Source organism: Pedobacter sp. KH_004, from assembly GCF_057840755.1.
In genome coordinates, this window is record NZ_CM174519.1 from 1,303,980 (window position 1) to 1,321,368 (window position 17,389).

General features: G+C 41.8%; 10 protein-coding genes. All 10 read left to right on the forward strand.

The window, feature by feature from the left end; all coding sequences use genetic code 11:
- The first annotated feature begins 101 nt into the window (after nt 1-101).
- The 10 genes from AC3ITD_RS05725 (at nt 102) to AC3ITD_RS05770 (ending at nt 17,163) form a co-directional block, all read left to right on the forward strand.
- Nucleotides 102-1,877 (forward strand): class I mannose-6-phosphate isomerase, encoded by a 1,776-nt coding sequence (locus AC3ITD_RS05725; RefSeq protein WP_489364792.1) that lies wholly within the window; start codon nt 102-104, stop codon nt 1,875-1,877.
- Between the two features lie 5 nt (nt 1,878-1,882).
- The gene (locus AC3ITD_RS05730) at nt 1,883-3,295 is read left to right on the forward strand and encodes a sugar porter family MFS transporter (RefSeq protein ID WP_489364795.1); all 1,413 of its coding nucleotides are present in this window, start codon (nt 1,883-1,885) and stop codon (nt 3,293-3,295) included.
- Nucleotides 3,296-3,358: 63 nt separating this feature from the next.
- A complete protein-coding gene (locus AC3ITD_RS05735; protein ID WP_489364797.1) occupies nt 3,359-6,511 on the forward strand; it encodes a SusC/RagA family TonB-linked outer membrane protein in 3,153 nt (1,050 codons plus the stop codon).
- 22 nt (nt 6,512-6,533) lie between these two features.
- Nucleotides 6,534-8,156 carry a RagB/SusD family nutrient uptake outer membrane protein gene (locus AC3ITD_RS05740; RefSeq protein WP_489364800.1) on the forward strand — a complete coding sequence of 541 codons (1,623 nt, stop codon included), beginning with the start codon at nt 6,534-6,536 and terminating at the stop codon, nt 8,154-8,156.
- Nucleotides 8,157-8,166: 10 nt separating this feature from the next.
- Complete coding sequence (locus AC3ITD_RS05745; protein ID WP_489364802.1) at nt 8,167-9,294, forward strand: SusE domain-containing protein; 1,128 nt, start codon at nt 8,167-8,169, stop codon at nt 9,292-9,294.
- 51 nt (nt 9,295-9,345) lie between these two features.
- Nucleotides 9,346-10,554 (forward strand): glycoside hydrolase family 76 protein, encoded by a 1,209-nt coding sequence (locus tag AC3ITD_RS05750; RefSeq protein ID WP_489364804.1) that lies wholly within the window; start codon nt 9,346-9,348, stop codon nt 10,552-10,554.
- A 16-nt stretch (nt 10,555-10,570) separates the two neighbouring features.
- Nucleotides 10,571-12,925, forward strand: coding sequence for a GH92 family glycosyl hydrolase (locus AC3ITD_RS05755; protein ID WP_489364806.1), 2,355 nt, complete (start codon nt 10,571-10,573; stop codon nt 12,923-12,925).
- 39 nt (nt 12,926-12,964) lie between these two features.
- Entirely contained in the window at nt 12,965-14,146 is a 1,182-nt protein-coding gene (locus AC3ITD_RS05760; RefSeq protein ID WP_489364808.1) for a glycoside hydrolase family 76 protein, read from the forward strand.
- Entirely contained in the window at nt 14,147-15,004 is an 858-nt protein-coding gene (locus AC3ITD_RS05765) for an ROK family protein (protein ID WP_489364810.1), read from the forward strand.
- A gap of 203 nt (nt 15,005-15,207) precedes the next feature.
- The gene (locus AC3ITD_RS05770; protein ID WP_489364812.1) at nt 15,208-17,163 is read left to right on the forward strand and encodes a glycoside hydrolase family 97 protein; all 1,956 of its coding nucleotides are present in this window, start codon (nt 15,208-15,210) and stop codon (nt 17,161-17,163) included.
- The last annotated feature ends 226 nt before the right edge of the window (nt 17,164-17,389 follow it).

A 17,389-nucleotide genomic window follows, 5' to 3' on the forward strand; every position in this document is an offset into this window, starting at 1 on the left:
GAACTTAAGACCTGCAGTCTTAAAACGTCATATGGTTATGTATATACAATCACAACATGCAGCAAAATAATTTTTCCAATAATCCTTTTTTTAAGACCAACATGTCTATCGAAGAACCTTTAAGAAAAACCGAACAGGAAATCATGCCAGCACACCTTGACGAAATTACAAGAGTTAAAGGCTACGATATTTATCCATTTTTTAACCTGGGTGATAGTCAGATTTTCTCTGGTATTGAAACGTTATGCGATTACATCATAAAACACCAAACTGTTGTCATTGATGGCTATATAGGTGTTTATTGGGATAATTTAATGACCGCTATCAACACTGAACTCCAAACCAGGACTTTGCAACACAAGGTAGTGGACATTCGCAAAGCAATGAAGTCCGAGGCAGAAATAGTTCGTATTACAGCGCCTTTTGTAGGTGAGGAAGACTCGGTTTGGGGCAAAAAAACTAATTTATCGCTTCGCGATTATTTTGACGAGCAACATCTAAAGTCTCTATCTTCAAATCAAGAGGCAGGAATTAACATCTTGATTGGTTCCGGCGCTTCATTAGCTGGCTGGGACGCTAAGCTTATCTATATAGATCTGCCTAAAAATGAACTGCAGCATCGCATGAGTGCAGGTTCCATCTGTAATCTAGGAATGACAACCGTGCTGGAACAGGTAGAGATGTATAAGCGTTTCTATTTTGTAGACTGGGTAATTTTAAATCAGCATAAAAAAGATTTAGCTGGCCTTATTGATGTTTTTGTAGATGCGCAATGGGATATCAACCTGAATTGGGCTCATGGAGATGATATCCGCAAGGGCTTGCAGGAAATGTCTGCTTCGGTATTCAGGGCAAGGCCATGGTTTGCACCGGGCGCCTGGGGAGGGCAGTGGATGAAGAAACACATGCCTCAGCTCGATCAGAATGAAGTGAACTACGCATGGTCTTTCGAATTGATTGTGCCTGAAAACGGTATCGTATTTCAGAGTAGTGGTTTGCTGCTCGAAGTTTCTTTTGATGTGCTGATGTTTGCCCAAAATAGAAATATTCTCGGTCGCCATGCCGATCAGTTTGGCGATGAATTCCCAATCAGGTTCGACTTTCTGGATACTTTTGATGGTGGAAACCTTTCCATTCAATGTCATCCCAGTCTTGATTATATCCAAAAAGAATTTGGAGAAAACATCACCCAGGATGAAACCTACTACATATTGGATTGTAAAGATGATGCACAGGTTTACCTGGGCTTTCAGGAAGATATTAACCAGGCTGAATTTAAAACGGTATTGGAAGACAGCAATTTGAATGGAGTGGAGGTTGAGATTGAAAAATATGTGCAGGTTCATCAAGCTAAAAAGCACGACCTTTTTTTAATTCCGAATCAAACCATCCACAGTGCAGGTGCGCAAAATCTGGTGCTTGAAATCAGCGCCACACCATACATTTTTACTTTTAAGATGTACGATTGGTTAAGGCTGGATTTAAACGGTAAACCTCGGCCCATTAACATTGAGCATGCTTTCAAAAATCTTGATTTCTCCAGAAAAGGAGCAAAAGTAGCGCAAGAATTGATAGCAAAGCCAAAAGTGATTTTCGAAACTGAAGGCACCACCTGTTATCACCTGCCTACACACCAAGATCATTTTTATGATATACACAGGCTAGATTTTGATTCATCAGTAGAAGTGCAAACAGACGATGTATGTCATGTTTTAATGCTGGTAGAAGGTTCTTCGGTTTTGGTTACTACAGCGAATGGTTCGACGATGACTTGCCAATATGCCGAAACATTTGTTGTGCCAGCTGCTGCCGGAAGTTATACCATCGTTAACCAATCCAACCAACAAGCAAAAGTGATCAAAGCCTTTTTAAAATAAATACTATGGTTAAGCAAGATCAATATACATCAATACAAAAAAGCAGTTCATATTTGTACCTGGTTTGCCTGGTTGCCGCTTTGGGGGGCTTCCTGTTCGGCTTTGATACCGCAGTAATTTCAGGAACAATAAGTCTGGTGACAAGGGATTTTGGGTTGAATGCCATTAGCGAAGGGTGGTTTGTGAGTTGTGCACTTTTAGGCTGCATTATCGGCGTAATTATTTCTGGCAAGCTAAGCGACAAATTTGGTCGTAAAATCGTCTTGATCCTTTCTGCATTTCTTTTTCTTACTTCTGCCTTAGGCTGCATGTACGCAACTTCATTCACCTGGTTAATTGCGTTCAGGTTAATCGGAGGTGTTGGAATCGGCGTAGCTTCGATGGTTTCACCGCTTTACATTTCCGAATTTGCCCCATCAAGGCTTAGAGGAACAATGGTTTCCTTATACCAGTTGGCATTAACCATTGGTATTGTAACTGCTTATTTTACCAACGCCTACCTCTCCAATCATAGTGGGGATAATTTTGCCAGCCTAAGTGCCACCAAAATACTATCGCAAGAAGTTTGGCGGGCAATGCTGGGTTTGGGAGCCCTTCCGGCACTCATTTTTTTATTCTCCCTGTTTCTTGTTCCTGAATCACCAAGATGGTTACTTTCCAGAGGACAAAAGGGTAAAGCAGAAAAGATTCTGATTAAAATTGATGGTGAAAGCGCAGCCCGGAAAGAACTGGATGCTTTCACACAGGAAGGAACAATGGAAGAAGGATCGCTGAAAACCTTGTTTAAACCTGTTTACCGCAAAGCATTGTGGATTGGTTTGTTGCTGCCATTTCTTTCACAGGTTTGCGGGATTAATGCGGTGATCTACTATGGACCACGAATATTGGAGCAAGCGGGCTTCACCCTAAATAATGCCCTTGGTGGTCAGGTAACCATTGGTTTGGTAAACGTAGTTTTTACTTTTGTAGCCATTTTTACTGTTGATAAATGGGGCAGGAAGCCGCTGCTTTATGTAGGTATCGGTGGCGCTGTAATATCGCTGATTATTATTGGTCTGTTGTTTCAGTTCGGAGTGATTTCAGGTCCGTGGATATTGATTTTCATCCTGGCTTTCATCGCCTGCTTCGCTTTCTCTTTTGGTCCGGTTTGTTGGGTAGTGATTGGAGAAATATTCCCAAACGGGATTCGCGGCAAGGCAATGTCTCTGGCAACCCTCACACTTTGGATCGGAAATTTCTTCGTTGGTCAGCTTACCCCCATAATGCTTCAGGGACTCGGTTCATCATGGACGTTTTGGATATTTGCAATTTGCTGCTCACCGGCACTTTACCTCACCTGGAAACTCATTCCCGAAACCAAGGGCAGAACGCTTGAAGAAATAGACCAATACTGGCAAAAAGATCACCTAAAACATTGAAAAATACCTCAACCACTAACCTAATATTCAGATGCATCTGGCATCACCCTTAAACTAAATGTTATGAGACATAAACTTTACCAAATTAAAAAACTAAAGCGATTGCCCTTCCGGCAGCTTGTGGTACTGGTTTCGATACTGGTTCCTTTTAGCCCAGGATATCTCGAGGCGAGATCGTCAGCTAAACCAATAACATATCTCAATACGCGAGAAATTACCTTAAACGGTAAAGTGTTAGATGAAAAAGGTATAGGCCTTCCCGGTGTAAGTGTGCAAATTAAGGGTACTTCAATTGGTGCCTTAACAGATGCCAATGGTAACTACAGCATTACTGTTCCAGATAACCTAGCTTCCAGAAACCTGACATTTTCCTACCTGGGCTACGTTAGTCAGGATATTCCCATTGCTGGCAAAAAGACCATTAACGTACAACTGAAACCTGGTGGAGAAAATGCCCTTGATGAAGTTGTTGTAGTAGGTTACGGAACCCAGAAAAGAGTTTCGATTACCGGAGCGGTGAGCACCATTGATGCTAAAAATATAGAAAACAAACCTGTGTTAAATGCTTATCAGGCTTTGCAGGGGGAATCTCCAAACCTGATTATCCAACAAACCAATCTTAATCCCGGCAGTAACGTAACGGTTAATATCAGGGGCGTAGGTACGCTTGGCGATAATACGCCGCTTGTGGTGGTAGATGGTATTGTTGGCGGCAACCTGAACACCATCAATCCGAATGATATTGCCAGTGTATCGGTTTTGAAAGATGCGGGTGCGGCAGCCATTTATGGTTCGAGGGCTGCAAATGGCGTAATATTGATCACTACAAAAGCAGGCAAGCTGAACCAGAAAACCACTATTTCTTATAATGGCAGTTATGGAGTACAGGATGCAAACGTTTTGGTACACAAAGTTCCGGCCTGGCAGAATGCTTATTATAAAAATGAATCTTTAGTGAATTCCGGGCTTAGTCCGGCATACACACCCGACCAGATCCAGCAGTTGAAAGATCAGGGCGACGGAACCTGGAATATTGAGAATCTTTTGCGTACGGCACCACAACAGTCGCACAATGTGAACATTGCTGGCGGCGGAGAGAAAAGTGCTTTTTTTGTCTCGGCAGGTTTTCAGGATCAGGAGAGTAATTTTATTGGAAACGGGGGCGAAGGGGCGAATTTTGGCTATCAAAAATATAATTTGAGATTAAACCAAACCAATGTGATTGGAAAGCTAAGAACCAATTTCATTCTCTTATATACAAAAACCAGGAATAAAACCAACAGCGTAGGCGATAATAATATTTTTGCAGATGCCAACCGTGTTCCCGGAAATTTTAACTGGCAGGATGAAAACGGAAATTACCTCACCAATCCTTTTGCTTCGCAATACAACGAATACGGCGTACTGGAAAAAGGGGGTTTCAATCAGGCGGATAACGATGAGATTTTCGGATCATTCAATGGTCAGCTGGAGATTACCAAAGACTTAAGGTTAACCGGACAGTTTGGTGGAACCTTACAAAATAATGGTACGTTTTTCCGTAGAACGCAGGTAAATTACCTTCCCTCGGGAGTATATGGTGATGATCGATCGGTGTTGGATGCCAATAGCAAATCGCAGCTTTTCAATACAAAAGTTTACCTTGAATACGGGAAGAAAATCGCCGATCACGATTTTAAAGTCCAGGTAGGTGCAGAAAGCGAAAATTATTCGCAACGCGGATTCCAGTTACAAAAAACGCTTACCGATCAGCTGTTGGGAACGCCAACTACAGGTACCCTGGTAGATCAGATCAACTCTAATAATAGCCTAGGCATAAACGCTTATAGCCTGGTTTCTGCGTTGGGCAGATTGAATTACAGTTTCAAAGACCGCTATATTTTAGAAGCAAATGCCAGGTATGATGCTTCTTCTAAGTTTGCAAAAGGTAATCGCGGCAGTTTCTTCCCGGCAGTAAGTGCTGGTTGGATTATCTCTCAGGAATCTTTTATGCAATCAATTGCAAAAACGGTAAACCTGCTTAAACTTCGCCTTTCTTATGGCGTTGTGGGAAATCAGAATGTGGGTAATTTTCAATACCAAACCACCTATTTCAATTATGCAAGTGCTTACGGCTTTAATGATGTTTCTGTGGGTGGGGCGGGTACCTTACTTTCAAACCGAGATTTAACCTGGGAAAAAGCATCAACTTTTAACATTGGTTTAGATGCCGGCTTTTTTGATAATAAACTAACAGCCACATTTGAATATTTTAATAAGGTAACCAGAGATATTCTTCAGCCGAGACAGGATATTCCAGCAATTTTCGGAGCTGCTACGCCAGATTTTAATGTTGCAAAAGTTCGGAGTAAAGGCTGGGAGGCTTCACTAACCTATAACCTGCGGGGAGAAAATGTAACTCAGAGTTTCAGCGTTAACGTAGCAGATAATCAAAATAAGTTGCTTCAGCTCTCTGGTGGTGCTACTGAGCAGATCATCAACCAGGATGTATTCCAGCTGCTAAGGCGAGTAGGTGAGCCTATTACCCAATATTATGGCTACCAAACCAATGGTTTTTTCCAAAATCAGGCCGATATTAATAACTCCCCAAAGATAGCTGGTAATGCTGTAGTTCCCGGCGATGTGAAGTTTAAAGATTTAAATAACGATGGGGTAATTGATGCCAATGATAAAACTGTTCTGGGCAATCCTTTTCCACGCTATACTTTTGGGTTTACTTATCGCCTGGCCGTAAAAGGTTTTGACCTCCAGTTATTTATTCAGGGTGTAGGCAAACGCGAAACATTTTTGCGAGGTGAGTTAGTAGAGCCTTTCCATTACGGCTACGGAGCAACAGTATATGAGCACATGACAGACTATTGGAGCCCAGGCAATCCGGATGCCCGTTACCCGATTTTTGCCAACATCGGTTCGCCATCCAATACCAATAACTGGAGAACAGGTTCTGATTTATACAAATACGATGCTGCTTATGCCCGCTTGAAGAATGTAAACATTGGCTACACGTTGCCACAGGCGGTAACCAGTAAAGTTGGTATTAGCCGCCTAAGGATTTCTTTAATTGGCCAAAACCTGTTTACCCTGAGCAAACTCAAATTTATTGATCCCGAAACCTCAGAGTTTGGAAATAATGTAAGCACAGGTTCCAGCTCAAACAGCGCCCGCCAGTATCCATTGCCAATATTTTATGGCGCCGGTTTAGACATCACCTTTTAATCACACGGTTAGCATTACTTATATGAAATCGATATTCAAAAACCTCATGATGGCGTTTGCCATCCTTGCTGTTGCAGGTTGCAAAAAGCTAGATATTGCACCCACCGATAGATTTTCAGACTTAACCTTCTGGACTGTGGATGTGAATGTAAACAACGCACTCAATAACAATTACAGTTTGCTTTATAACAGTTCGCTTTATTTCGAACCCGAAGCATTGTCTGATAATGCTTATTCGCCATCAGGCGATTTAAATTTGATTGCCAGTGGAAATGCCACTTCGCTTACGGCCAAGTTTGCCGGAGACTGGGCCAGCTACTACCGCACCATCAAATCGGTCAACATTTTCCTTGAAAATATTGATCAGAACAAAACCCTTCCTGCGGCAACAATTGCCAGAATGAAAGCAGAAAATCAATTTATGCGGGCTTTTGCTTTGTTTAATCTGAGCAAATGGTATGGCGATGTACCTCTTCCTGATCATGATTTAACGCCAGAAGAAGCGCAGGTAATTCCGCGAACTCCAAAGGCTGCAGTAAGTGATTTTATTATTGCTCAACTAGAGGCTGCAATTCCGAATTTGCCAAGCAAAGATCAGCTTCCAGCGAGTGAAAATGGTAGAATTACCAAAGGCGCTGCACTTGCCCTGCAAATGAGAACACTGCTTTACCAGGGAAATAAAATGAATGAGGTGATCGCAGTTTGCGAGAAGCTCATTAATAACCAGTCTACCTACGGAACTTACACTTTAACGCCAAGCTATAGTGCCCTGTTTAGCGATCCGGCTACAAATAAAAACAATAGCGAAAGTATTTTGTCGCTTCAATATGTACCTACGGTAAGGACGTGGCAGAATTTTTGGGATTTTGCACCAAGAACCGTGGGTGGCAGGGTGAGTGCCATGGCGCCAACTCAGGAACTCGTTGATGATTACATCATGCTGAACGGCAGGGGAATCAAAGAAAACGGATCCGGTTATGTAGAAAGCAATCCTTATATAAATCGCGATCCCAGACTTACCGCAACCGTAGTTTACGACAGATACAGCTGGGTAAATCCGAACAATACAACCAAAACCATCTATATTAAACCTGGTTCTGATCCGGTTCAGCCTGGCCTTGATGAATATTCTCCTGGTTCACAAAGTGCTTCGGCGACAGGTTATTATTGGCGCAAATATTTTGACCCAATTGCGTTATCGAGTTTCGTTTCTGGTAATAATTTGCATCTTTTTCGCTATGCGGAAGTACTGTTGACCTATGCAGAAGCCAAAAATAGTCTTGGCCAAATGGATGCTGCAGTTTGGGCAAAAACAATTGGCGCACTCCGCTCAAGAGCGGGCTTTACCGATGCAGGCGCATTGAGTTTTCCTTCCGGCGACCTGACCAATGTAATCCGACGAGAACGTCGGGCAGAATTAGCGATGGAAGGCTTAAGGGTAGACGATATCAGGCGATGGAAAGTGGCAGAAATAACCATGAATGGCTTTGCACACGGCGCTAAATTTGCAACCGATCAAAATGTTGATGGCGGTTACATCAGAACGCAGCAACGTAAATTTAATCCGCAAAGAGATTATTTATGGGCAGTGCCGTCCAGTGAAATTGGCCTCAACAAAAATTTAACACAAAACCCAGGCTATTAAAACATCTAACATGAAAAATCTAAAAACTATATTCGCCATGATGCTGCTGGCCTCCGTTGCAGTGTTCTCCTGCAAAAAGGATGAAAAAGATTTGAATGAAAACATTGGCCCTGTTGGCACACTAAGTACGCCTTTAAATCAGGCTGCAATCAAACTCACGCCTTCTAATGCTGCAGCTTCACAGCAGTTTAAATGGACTGCTGCAACGCCTGAAGATGGCGGGCTTATCCTCTACGAGGTTGCATTTGATAAAGAAGGCGGCAACTTCTCTGCCCCAGTTTTTAAAGTGGTATCGGATGGTGGCGGCGTACAGCCTCAGGTGACCATTTCTCACAAAGATTTAACCAAAATTGCTGCATTATGCGGAATCAGTTCTTCCTCAACAGGAAAAGTAAACTGGACGGTTATTGCTTCAAAAGCCAGCAGCAAAAAAGTTGGACAGGAAACCAGAACGCTACAACTTGAGCGCCCCGCTGGTTTTGCGGAGGTACCCACAGATCTTTATTTAACTGGTTCTGCCAGCGAGGGTGGTGATGATCTGGCAAAGGCAGTAAAATTTAAAAAGTTAGAAGAAGGTATCTTCGAAGTATATACGTCACTAAAGGCCGGAACATATAGCCTGACAGATAAAATGACCCCGGCAGGAAGAAAGTTTTTTGCGGAAGGTGCTTCCATAAAAGAGGGAACATCAACCATCACGATTAGTGGCAATACAAAAGCCTTTTACATGAAATATGATTTCAATGTAGCCAGCGTAATTGAAGTGAGCGAGGTACAAAGTGTAGGTCTTTATATGTCTGCTTACGGCAATGAGATTGGTCAGCTCAGTTATACTTCGGGGGGTACCTGGCAATCTGGCATTATCCCTGTAGTGTTTTATCAATTTTCATGGGGCAGAGATGAACGTTACAAGTTTGCACTCCATACTTCTGGCGGTATCAAATATATGGGCAGCAGTAACGTAAACAATGTAAGCCCTGTTGGGCAGGCTGCTTCCTATTTTTACCTCAATTCAGTAAGCAATGACCAATGGAACAATACTTACAAGTTCAATCCATCTGCTGACAATAAGGGTATAAAAGCTACAGTAAATTTAGGGGCTTCGGGTCCATATACGCACAGCATTGTTACCCAATAACTAATTTAATATTCCGTTTGTGAGCGATCGCAAGGCGAAACATATTGTACTATGAAAAAAATAATTAAAAATACACTGTTGGTTATCGCTCTCCTGGGTGCCGCTGCCTGTAAAAAAGGGCCGGATCCGGCACCTGTAACACCACCACCGGTAGTTCCGCCGGTGGTACCGGGTGCTCCGGTTAACTATCTTCAGCAAGCAAAGGATACCCACACTTTTACGGTGAATAACCTGCTCACTGCAAGCTATGGTTACCGGGCCAATACCACTTCAAAATCAAACAATTGTTTTGAATGGTATAATGTGAGTCAGATTTATGCCGATGCTGCAATGGTTGCTGCAGGAGAATCCAGTTACCTGGTTGACATGAACAACACCTTCAAGTTCATGGATAACATGTGGGATAAAAAGGATTTGCGAGGTGGATATTTTGCCTCGGTAAACCTTGATGGCACCGGTGCGGGCGGCGATAAATATGTAGATGATAATGCCTTAAGCGGAATGGTCTACCTCGAGGCTTATGATATTACTACAGGTGCAGATAAACAGGCTTATTTAGCCAAAGCCAAAGCCTGTGGAGATTGGTTGATTAACAGCGGACTTTGGGATAATGTGTATGGAGGTGGCTTCTACTGGAATACGCTCAAACCAGAAAAACCAACTCAAACCAATGGGTTAACATTACAGTTGTTTTTAAAACTATATAGTTTAACCGGCGAATCCATTTACAGAGATTGGGCCCGGCAGGTTGATACCTGGCTGACGGCAAAAATGTTCGATCCTAATACGGGATTGTATATTTGGAAAATAGATGGAGCTGGCGAAGGGACTAAAAGGACTCAAAAATTTACTTACGACAATGCCATTATGATTGAGGCATTTATTTTATACAGTAAGATTATGAACGACCCGGCTTACCTCACCAAAGCACAGAATTTGGGTAAAGCGATGAACAACACTTTATGGAATGCGATATATAAAGGTTATGTTTTCAACACTGCAGAAACAAGAATTAATCCTGCCTGGTGTGCATGGGGTTCGCAAGCCATGATCCGCCTGTATGAAGCCGATAAAAATCCCGAATGGCTGGTTTATGCCAAAGAAAACATTAATCGCTTAAACATCGCGAACCGAAATACCACCAACATGGGTTACTATTTTTTTGCTGGTTTCGATGGCCAAAGCCGTTCTCCTGAAATGGAAACGGTAGATCAGGCCTGGATGCAGCGCCTTCAGGCCATGTTGTCAAAATACCAATAACAAGATTCCATATTTTATGAAAACAGCCTCTAAACCAGTATTGATCATTCTCTTTCTTTTCGTTTCTTCACTTGCAACGTTTGCCCAGGATTTACTGAAATATGTTAACCCAAACATCGGAACAGCGCATAGCAGGTGGTTTTTTTACACACCAGCGGCAGTTCCTTATGGCATGGCCAAACTTGCTCCCTCTACAAATGGCAGCTATGGTAATTTGCAAGGCTGGGAAGCAGTAGGCTACGATACCCGCCATCATTCTATTGAGGGGTTTGTACATTTCCATGAATGGCAGGTTGGTGGCATCAGTTTTATGCCTACCGGAGGAAAATTAAAAACTGTGCCGGGAGAACTGGAGAAGCCTGGAAGCGGATATCGCTCCGCCTTTGATCGGAAGAATGAGGTTGCGCAACCCGGGTATTACGGGGTGTTGTTGGATGATTTCAAGATCAAAGCAGAACTTACGGCTACTAAACGCGTTGGTTTTCATCGTTATACCTTTCCCCAAAGCAATAGTTCGCGGATCATGTTATCCATTGGTCAGGTTCAGGGAGAAAGTGGCCCGATAACAGATGCATCTGTGGAAATGATCGATGAAACACATTTTCAGGGCTTTGTTATTACTTATCCTAAATATGTAAAAACTTATGACGAAGGAGGTCGCGTGGCGATGTACTTTTATGGAAAGCTTAATAAAAAACCTGCAGCCGTTGGCGCCTTAGGCAAAGATGTTGCTACCGCGAATCAGAGATATGCTAAGGGAGTAGGGGCAGGCTTATATTTAGACTACAAAACTGCTGCAAATGAGAGTATTGAAATCAAGGTTGGTCTTTCTTATACCTCCGTTGCAAATGCGAAACTCAACCTGAAAACCGAAGCAGAAAACTTAACATTTGCTGATGCAAAAGCCGCTGCTCAGGCAGAATGGAATGCCCAGCTGGGAAAGCTAAAAGTATCGGGGAAAAACGAATCTGATAAGACAAAATTTTACACCGGTTTATACCATGCCTTACTTGGTAGAGGAATCGCCAGTGATGTGAATGGCAATTTTCCAAGGCATGATGGAAGTATCGGTCAATTACCTAAAGATGCAAAAGGAAAATTCAGTTATAATTTTATGAATACCGATGCCATTTGGGGTGGATTCTGGAATTTGACCCAGCTATGGGCGTTATCTTATCCTTCGCATTACAGTGATTTTGTACACACGCAGTTAGAAATTTATAAAGAAAGAGGCTGGTTTGGAGATGGAATTGCAAACAGTAACTTCGTCTCGGGCGTGGGCACAAACTTTGTAGGTTTGGCTATCGCGGGCGCCTACCAGGCCAATATCAGAGAGTATGATTTGAACCTTGCTTACAAAGCGGTTCTTGGTAATGAATTAGGTTTTCAGAACCGGTTGGTTGGATCGGGTAAAATGGATAACCGCAGTTTTGTTAACAAGGGTTATGTTCCCTATTTAGATGCCGATAAAACCGATTCCACAGGTTCTCATTTTTCAGGTTCTCATACGCTGGAATATAGTTACAGCGCTTTTGCTGCGGCTCAGTTAGCCAAAAAGCTCGGTAAAAATGAAGATTATAAACGGTTGATCCAGTTGTCAAACGGCTGGCGAATGATTTTCGATCAGGAACTGAAGCTGGTGAGACCCAAAACTGCCGATGGAAAATTTATAGACAAATTTAATCCTTTAGAAGCGTGGCGTGGTTTTCAGGAAGGAAATGCTACACAATACACTTTCTATGTTCCGCAAAATCCGCAGGCTTTGATTCAGGAGATTGGCACAAAAACTTTTAATGAACGACTGAATAACATTTTCGAAACTTCGCAACAAAATGCCTTTGGTGGCGGTAAAACCATTGATGCCTTTGCCGGAATTCAATCTCTTTACAATCATGGAAATCAACCGAATTTACATATCAGCTGGTTGTTTAATTATTCCAGCGCACCGTGGCTAACCCAAAAATGGACAAGGGCAATTTGTGATGAATTTTATGGAACGGAAAGTATCCACGGTTATGGTTACGGGCAAGATGAAGATCAGGGACAATTGGGTTCCTGGTACGTAATGGCTTCGATGGGACTGTTTGATGTAAAAGGATTGACCGATGCTAAACCGACCATCCAGATCGGAAGTCCGATTTTTGACCGGTCGGATATTAAGCTCGCCAACGGAAAACAACTCATTATCACCACAAAAAATAACAGCAAACAAAACGTGTATGTTCAGTCGGCTACCTGGAACGGAAAAGTCCTTCTTCAGGCCTGGCTTTATAGAGATGAACTGATGAAGGGGGGCACTCTAAACTTTGTGATGGGTAATAAGCCCAATGAGAAATGGGGTGTTGATAATCAACCACCTTCTGTGCAATAAGTCAACAGCTATTCATTAGATAATTTATCGCAACGATATATGAAATATGTATTGATCATCATCATTTTGATGTTGTCTGGGGAGAGTTTTGCCCAGGATTTTCAGTCTGCTACGGTTTATAAACAAAAAGCCGATTTGTTCTTTGATAAAGTCTGGTCGCATTATCGATCGAAGAACCATCCAGGTCTTTTTATTGAACATTTCCCTGAAGGTGAGCAGGCGAATCTGGATTATTTCCAGGGTGCTCAAGTGAAAGAAAAAGAAGTGAGTTTCCTATGGCCTTTTTCAGGTATGTTTTCTGCAGCCAATATTTTGATCAGATATCCTGATTTGAAGGAAAAATATGAACATTATCTAGATACCCTGGCGGTTGGTGTTTTGGCGTACCGGGATACTACCCGTATGCCCGTGGGTTATCAGGCTTATCCGGCCAGCCTGGAAAAATCCGATCGTTACTATGATGATAATGCGCTGGTTTGTATCGATTATGCAGAGGCTTACTTAAATACAAAGGATGAGGCTTATGTAACTAAAGCCAGAGAGGTATTCCAGTTTATCATCAGCGGTTGGGATGAGAGACTCGATGGCGGCGTTTATTGGCTAGAAGGTCACAAAGATCAAAAACCAGCCTGTAGCAACGGTATGGCCACTTTGGCTGCATTAAAACTTTATCAGGCTACACAAGATCAGATATACTTAATCTGGGCGAAAAAATTTTATCAATGGATGCATTCAAGGCTTCGAAATCCAGATGGCATTTATTATAATGATGTAAAAATGGATGGAAAGCCCAATCCAACTTATTATACCTACAATACCGGTTCGATGCTGGAATCTGCCGTTTTACTTTATGTGATCACTAAAGATAAACTTTACCTCAATGAAGCGCAACTGGTGGCTAAAAATTCTTATGCTTTCTTTTCCAAAAATGAGAAAGGTATACGGATGTTCAAGGTCGACCTTCCCTGGTTTGTTACGGTACTTTTTCGTGGTTATGAGGCCTTATATAAGGTTGATCAGAATCCGGTCTATATCAAAGCCATCGCCTCAGATTTGGATGTGGCCTGGAAAAAATCGGTCGATCAAGATGGTTTTCTAACTGCCAGGTGGGCTACCGACAAGGTGGCAAAACAGAAACCGAAATGGTTACTGGACGAAGCCTGCATTGCCGAGCTCTATGCCCGGATTGGATTATTGAAAATTAAAAAATTAAAACACTAGATGGCTAAGCATATTATACTCGGCGTTGATATCGGTGGATCCCACATTACTTCTGCACTGGTTAATGTGAAGGACGGCACTATTTTAACAGGTTCTCTTCAACGCGAAAAAATCGATGCTATGGCTGATGCCGGGCACATCATTTCAGCGTGGTGCAAAGTGATGGATAAAAGTCTTCAATCTGATGACAACGGCGGCAAAATCGCAATCGCAATGCCCGGCCCATTTGATTATCAAAACGGCATTTCTTACATGAAAAATATGGGGAAGTATGATGCGCTTTATGGAATGGATATCCGTAAGTTAATCTTGTCGGAATTAAAACACGAAGTAAATGAGCTTCATTTTATTAATGATGCCGGCTGTTTTCTCCAGGGCGAAATCAGCCATGGCCCAGCGGCCAGTTATGATGCTGTTGCAGGTTTTACTTTGGGTACAGGTTTTGGTTCTGCATTTGGTCTCGCGGGGTTTGCTACAGATGGCAACTATTGGTGCCACCCTTTTATGGGCGGCATTTGCGAAGATTTTTTCTCCTCGCGATGGTTTGTTTCAAAATACAATGAGTATGCCACATTAAAAGTGAATAATGTTAAAGAGCTCATTGACAATATTGATTTTGGAGCACCTATGTTGCAGGTTTTTGATGAGTTCAGCATTAATTTAAGTGCTTTTCTTACACAACTTCATAAAAAACGAAAGTTTGATTGTGTAGTACTCGGAGGAAACATTGCCAAGGCCGAACAACTTTTCTTGCCGCAATTGAAATATCACGTTCAAACAATGGGAATCAATGTTCCGATATTTATATCATCAAAAGGCGAGGACGCCGCACTTATTGGGGCGGCTTGTTCTGTTTAGATGTATTTATTACCAATAGGAGGAGGAATGTTAATATATCAGTGAACTATGATGGTCAAGTTGAGATATCTTTGTTTATCATTTGCTTTTTTCCTTTGTGAAGCCTATAATTGACGCCAATACAATATGTTAAATCAAGTTCGTTCAATAAATGGTCAGTTAGCCTTAGGGGTAATCACAAGTATTTAAAAGCCCAATATTTTATGAAAAAATTTTTATTCCTTTTGTTATTATCAGTCCTCACAATCATTACTCTTAAAGGTGCAGAGTTAAAATCTCCAAATGGGATGGTAAGCGTAAAAATAACTGTCTCAGACCGGATCTATTATAGCGTGTTCCGTGATGGTGTTGCGCTTCTTGAACAATGCCACCTCGGTATAAATATGGACGGCATATCAACTGATAAAAATCTGAAAATTCTGAAAACGAAATCATCAAGGATATCCCGGGAAATAAACCCGGTTGTGCCCATGAAATTTTCCAAAATAGCCGATCTATGTAATGTAGTGGTGTTTACTTTCAAGAACGGTTTTTCTGTCGAGTTTCGCGCCTATAACGAGGGGATGGCCTATCGAATTATAAGTAATGCTCGTGGAGATAAAAATGGCAGGATAAAAATAAAGGATGAAGATGTAACGCTAAATATCCCTGACAACTATATGCTGCATTTGCAGCCCGCAAAAGATTTCACTTCGAACTATGAAACCAACTATATTCACTTAGATGCGAAAAAATGGAAGGCTACTGATCAAATGGCTACTTTACCTGCGCTCATAGATACCCAAAAAGGATTTAAATTACTTTTTGCGGAAACTGATCTCTCAGATTATCCTTGTATGTTTTTAAAGGCTAACAGCTCCGATGGACTGAGATCGACTTTTTCAAAGGTAGCTCTGGAAGAAAAACAAGAAGGCGACAGGTTTATCCGTATCACTAAAGAAGCTGATTATATCGCTCAGACAAATGGTAAAAGATCCTATCCCTGGAGATATTTCATTATTTCCAAAGACGACCGCGAATTACTGGAAAGTACCCTTCCGGTCAAGTTGGCACCCCGATCAGAAATAAAAAATACGGAATGGATTAAACCTGGACAGGTGAGCTGGGAGTGGTGGAATGCTGCATCTCCATATGGCCCCGAAGTTGATTTTGTTGCTGGGTTTAATCTGGAAACCTATAAATATTTTATTGACTTTGCGTCAAAAAATAGGGTTCCTTATATTATAATGGATGAGGGCTGGGCGGAAAGCGTTCATGATCCTTACATACCAAATAAGAAAGTGGATCTTCACGAACTGATCCGATATGGTAAGGAAAAAAAAGTGGGTATCATATTGTGGCTCACATGGCTCACCGTGGAAAAAAACATGGATCTGTTTAAGAAATTTGCTGAATGGGGAATTAAAGGCGTGAAGATTGATTTTATGGATAGAAATGATCAGTGGATGGTCAATTACTATGAGCGTGTGGCAAAAGAAGCAGCTAAATATAACATTCTGGTAGATTTTCACGGTTCATTTACGCCAAAAGGTTTAGAGCAAAAATACCCCAATGTGATATCCTATGAAGGGGTAAGAGGGCTGGAGCAAATGGAAGGTTGCCAACCATCCAATACGATTTTCCTGCCATTCATGAGAAATATCGTGGGTCCAATGGATTTTACACCGGGGGCAATGATAAATATGCAGCCTGAAGTGTATGGGGGCATACGACCTAATTCGGCAAGTGTTGGCACACGGGCATATCAATTGGCGCTTTTTGTCCTTTTTGAGAGTGGCGTACAGATGCTGTGTGATAATCCGACCTTATATTATAAAAATCAGGAATGCACAGACTTTATCACTCAGGTGCCTGTAACATGGGATGAGACCAAGGCGTTGTCTGCAGCGCTTGGTGAAGTTGCTGTAGTAGCGAAAAGGAAAGGCAATAAGTGGTATATTGGAGGGATCACAAATGGAAAAGAGAGACAGTTTAATTTAGACTTAAGTTTTCTAGCAAAAGGAAAATCTTATCAACTTATTTCATTTTCAGATGGAGTTAACGCCAATCGTCAGGCAATGGATTATAAAAAGAGTGTTCAAACTATAAAATCAGACACAAGCATCTCCATTAAATTAAGTAGAAATGGGGGATATGCCGCTGTCATAACGGAGATGTAAATCATTATCATAGACTTTTTATTTTGGTTTAAGATTGCACAGGGGGCTACTTGGACCATCTTATATTTGATCGAAGGTCTGCTTACGTTTATTGAATTTTGCTCTTTGGACGATGGATTATATTATCTTCCTGCCTTAAAGCCTAAAAGTTTGTCAAATGGCAATAACCCTCAAATATTATTTCTTTTAACGGTTTGGTTGATGCCGCCTAAATTAACTCATTCTG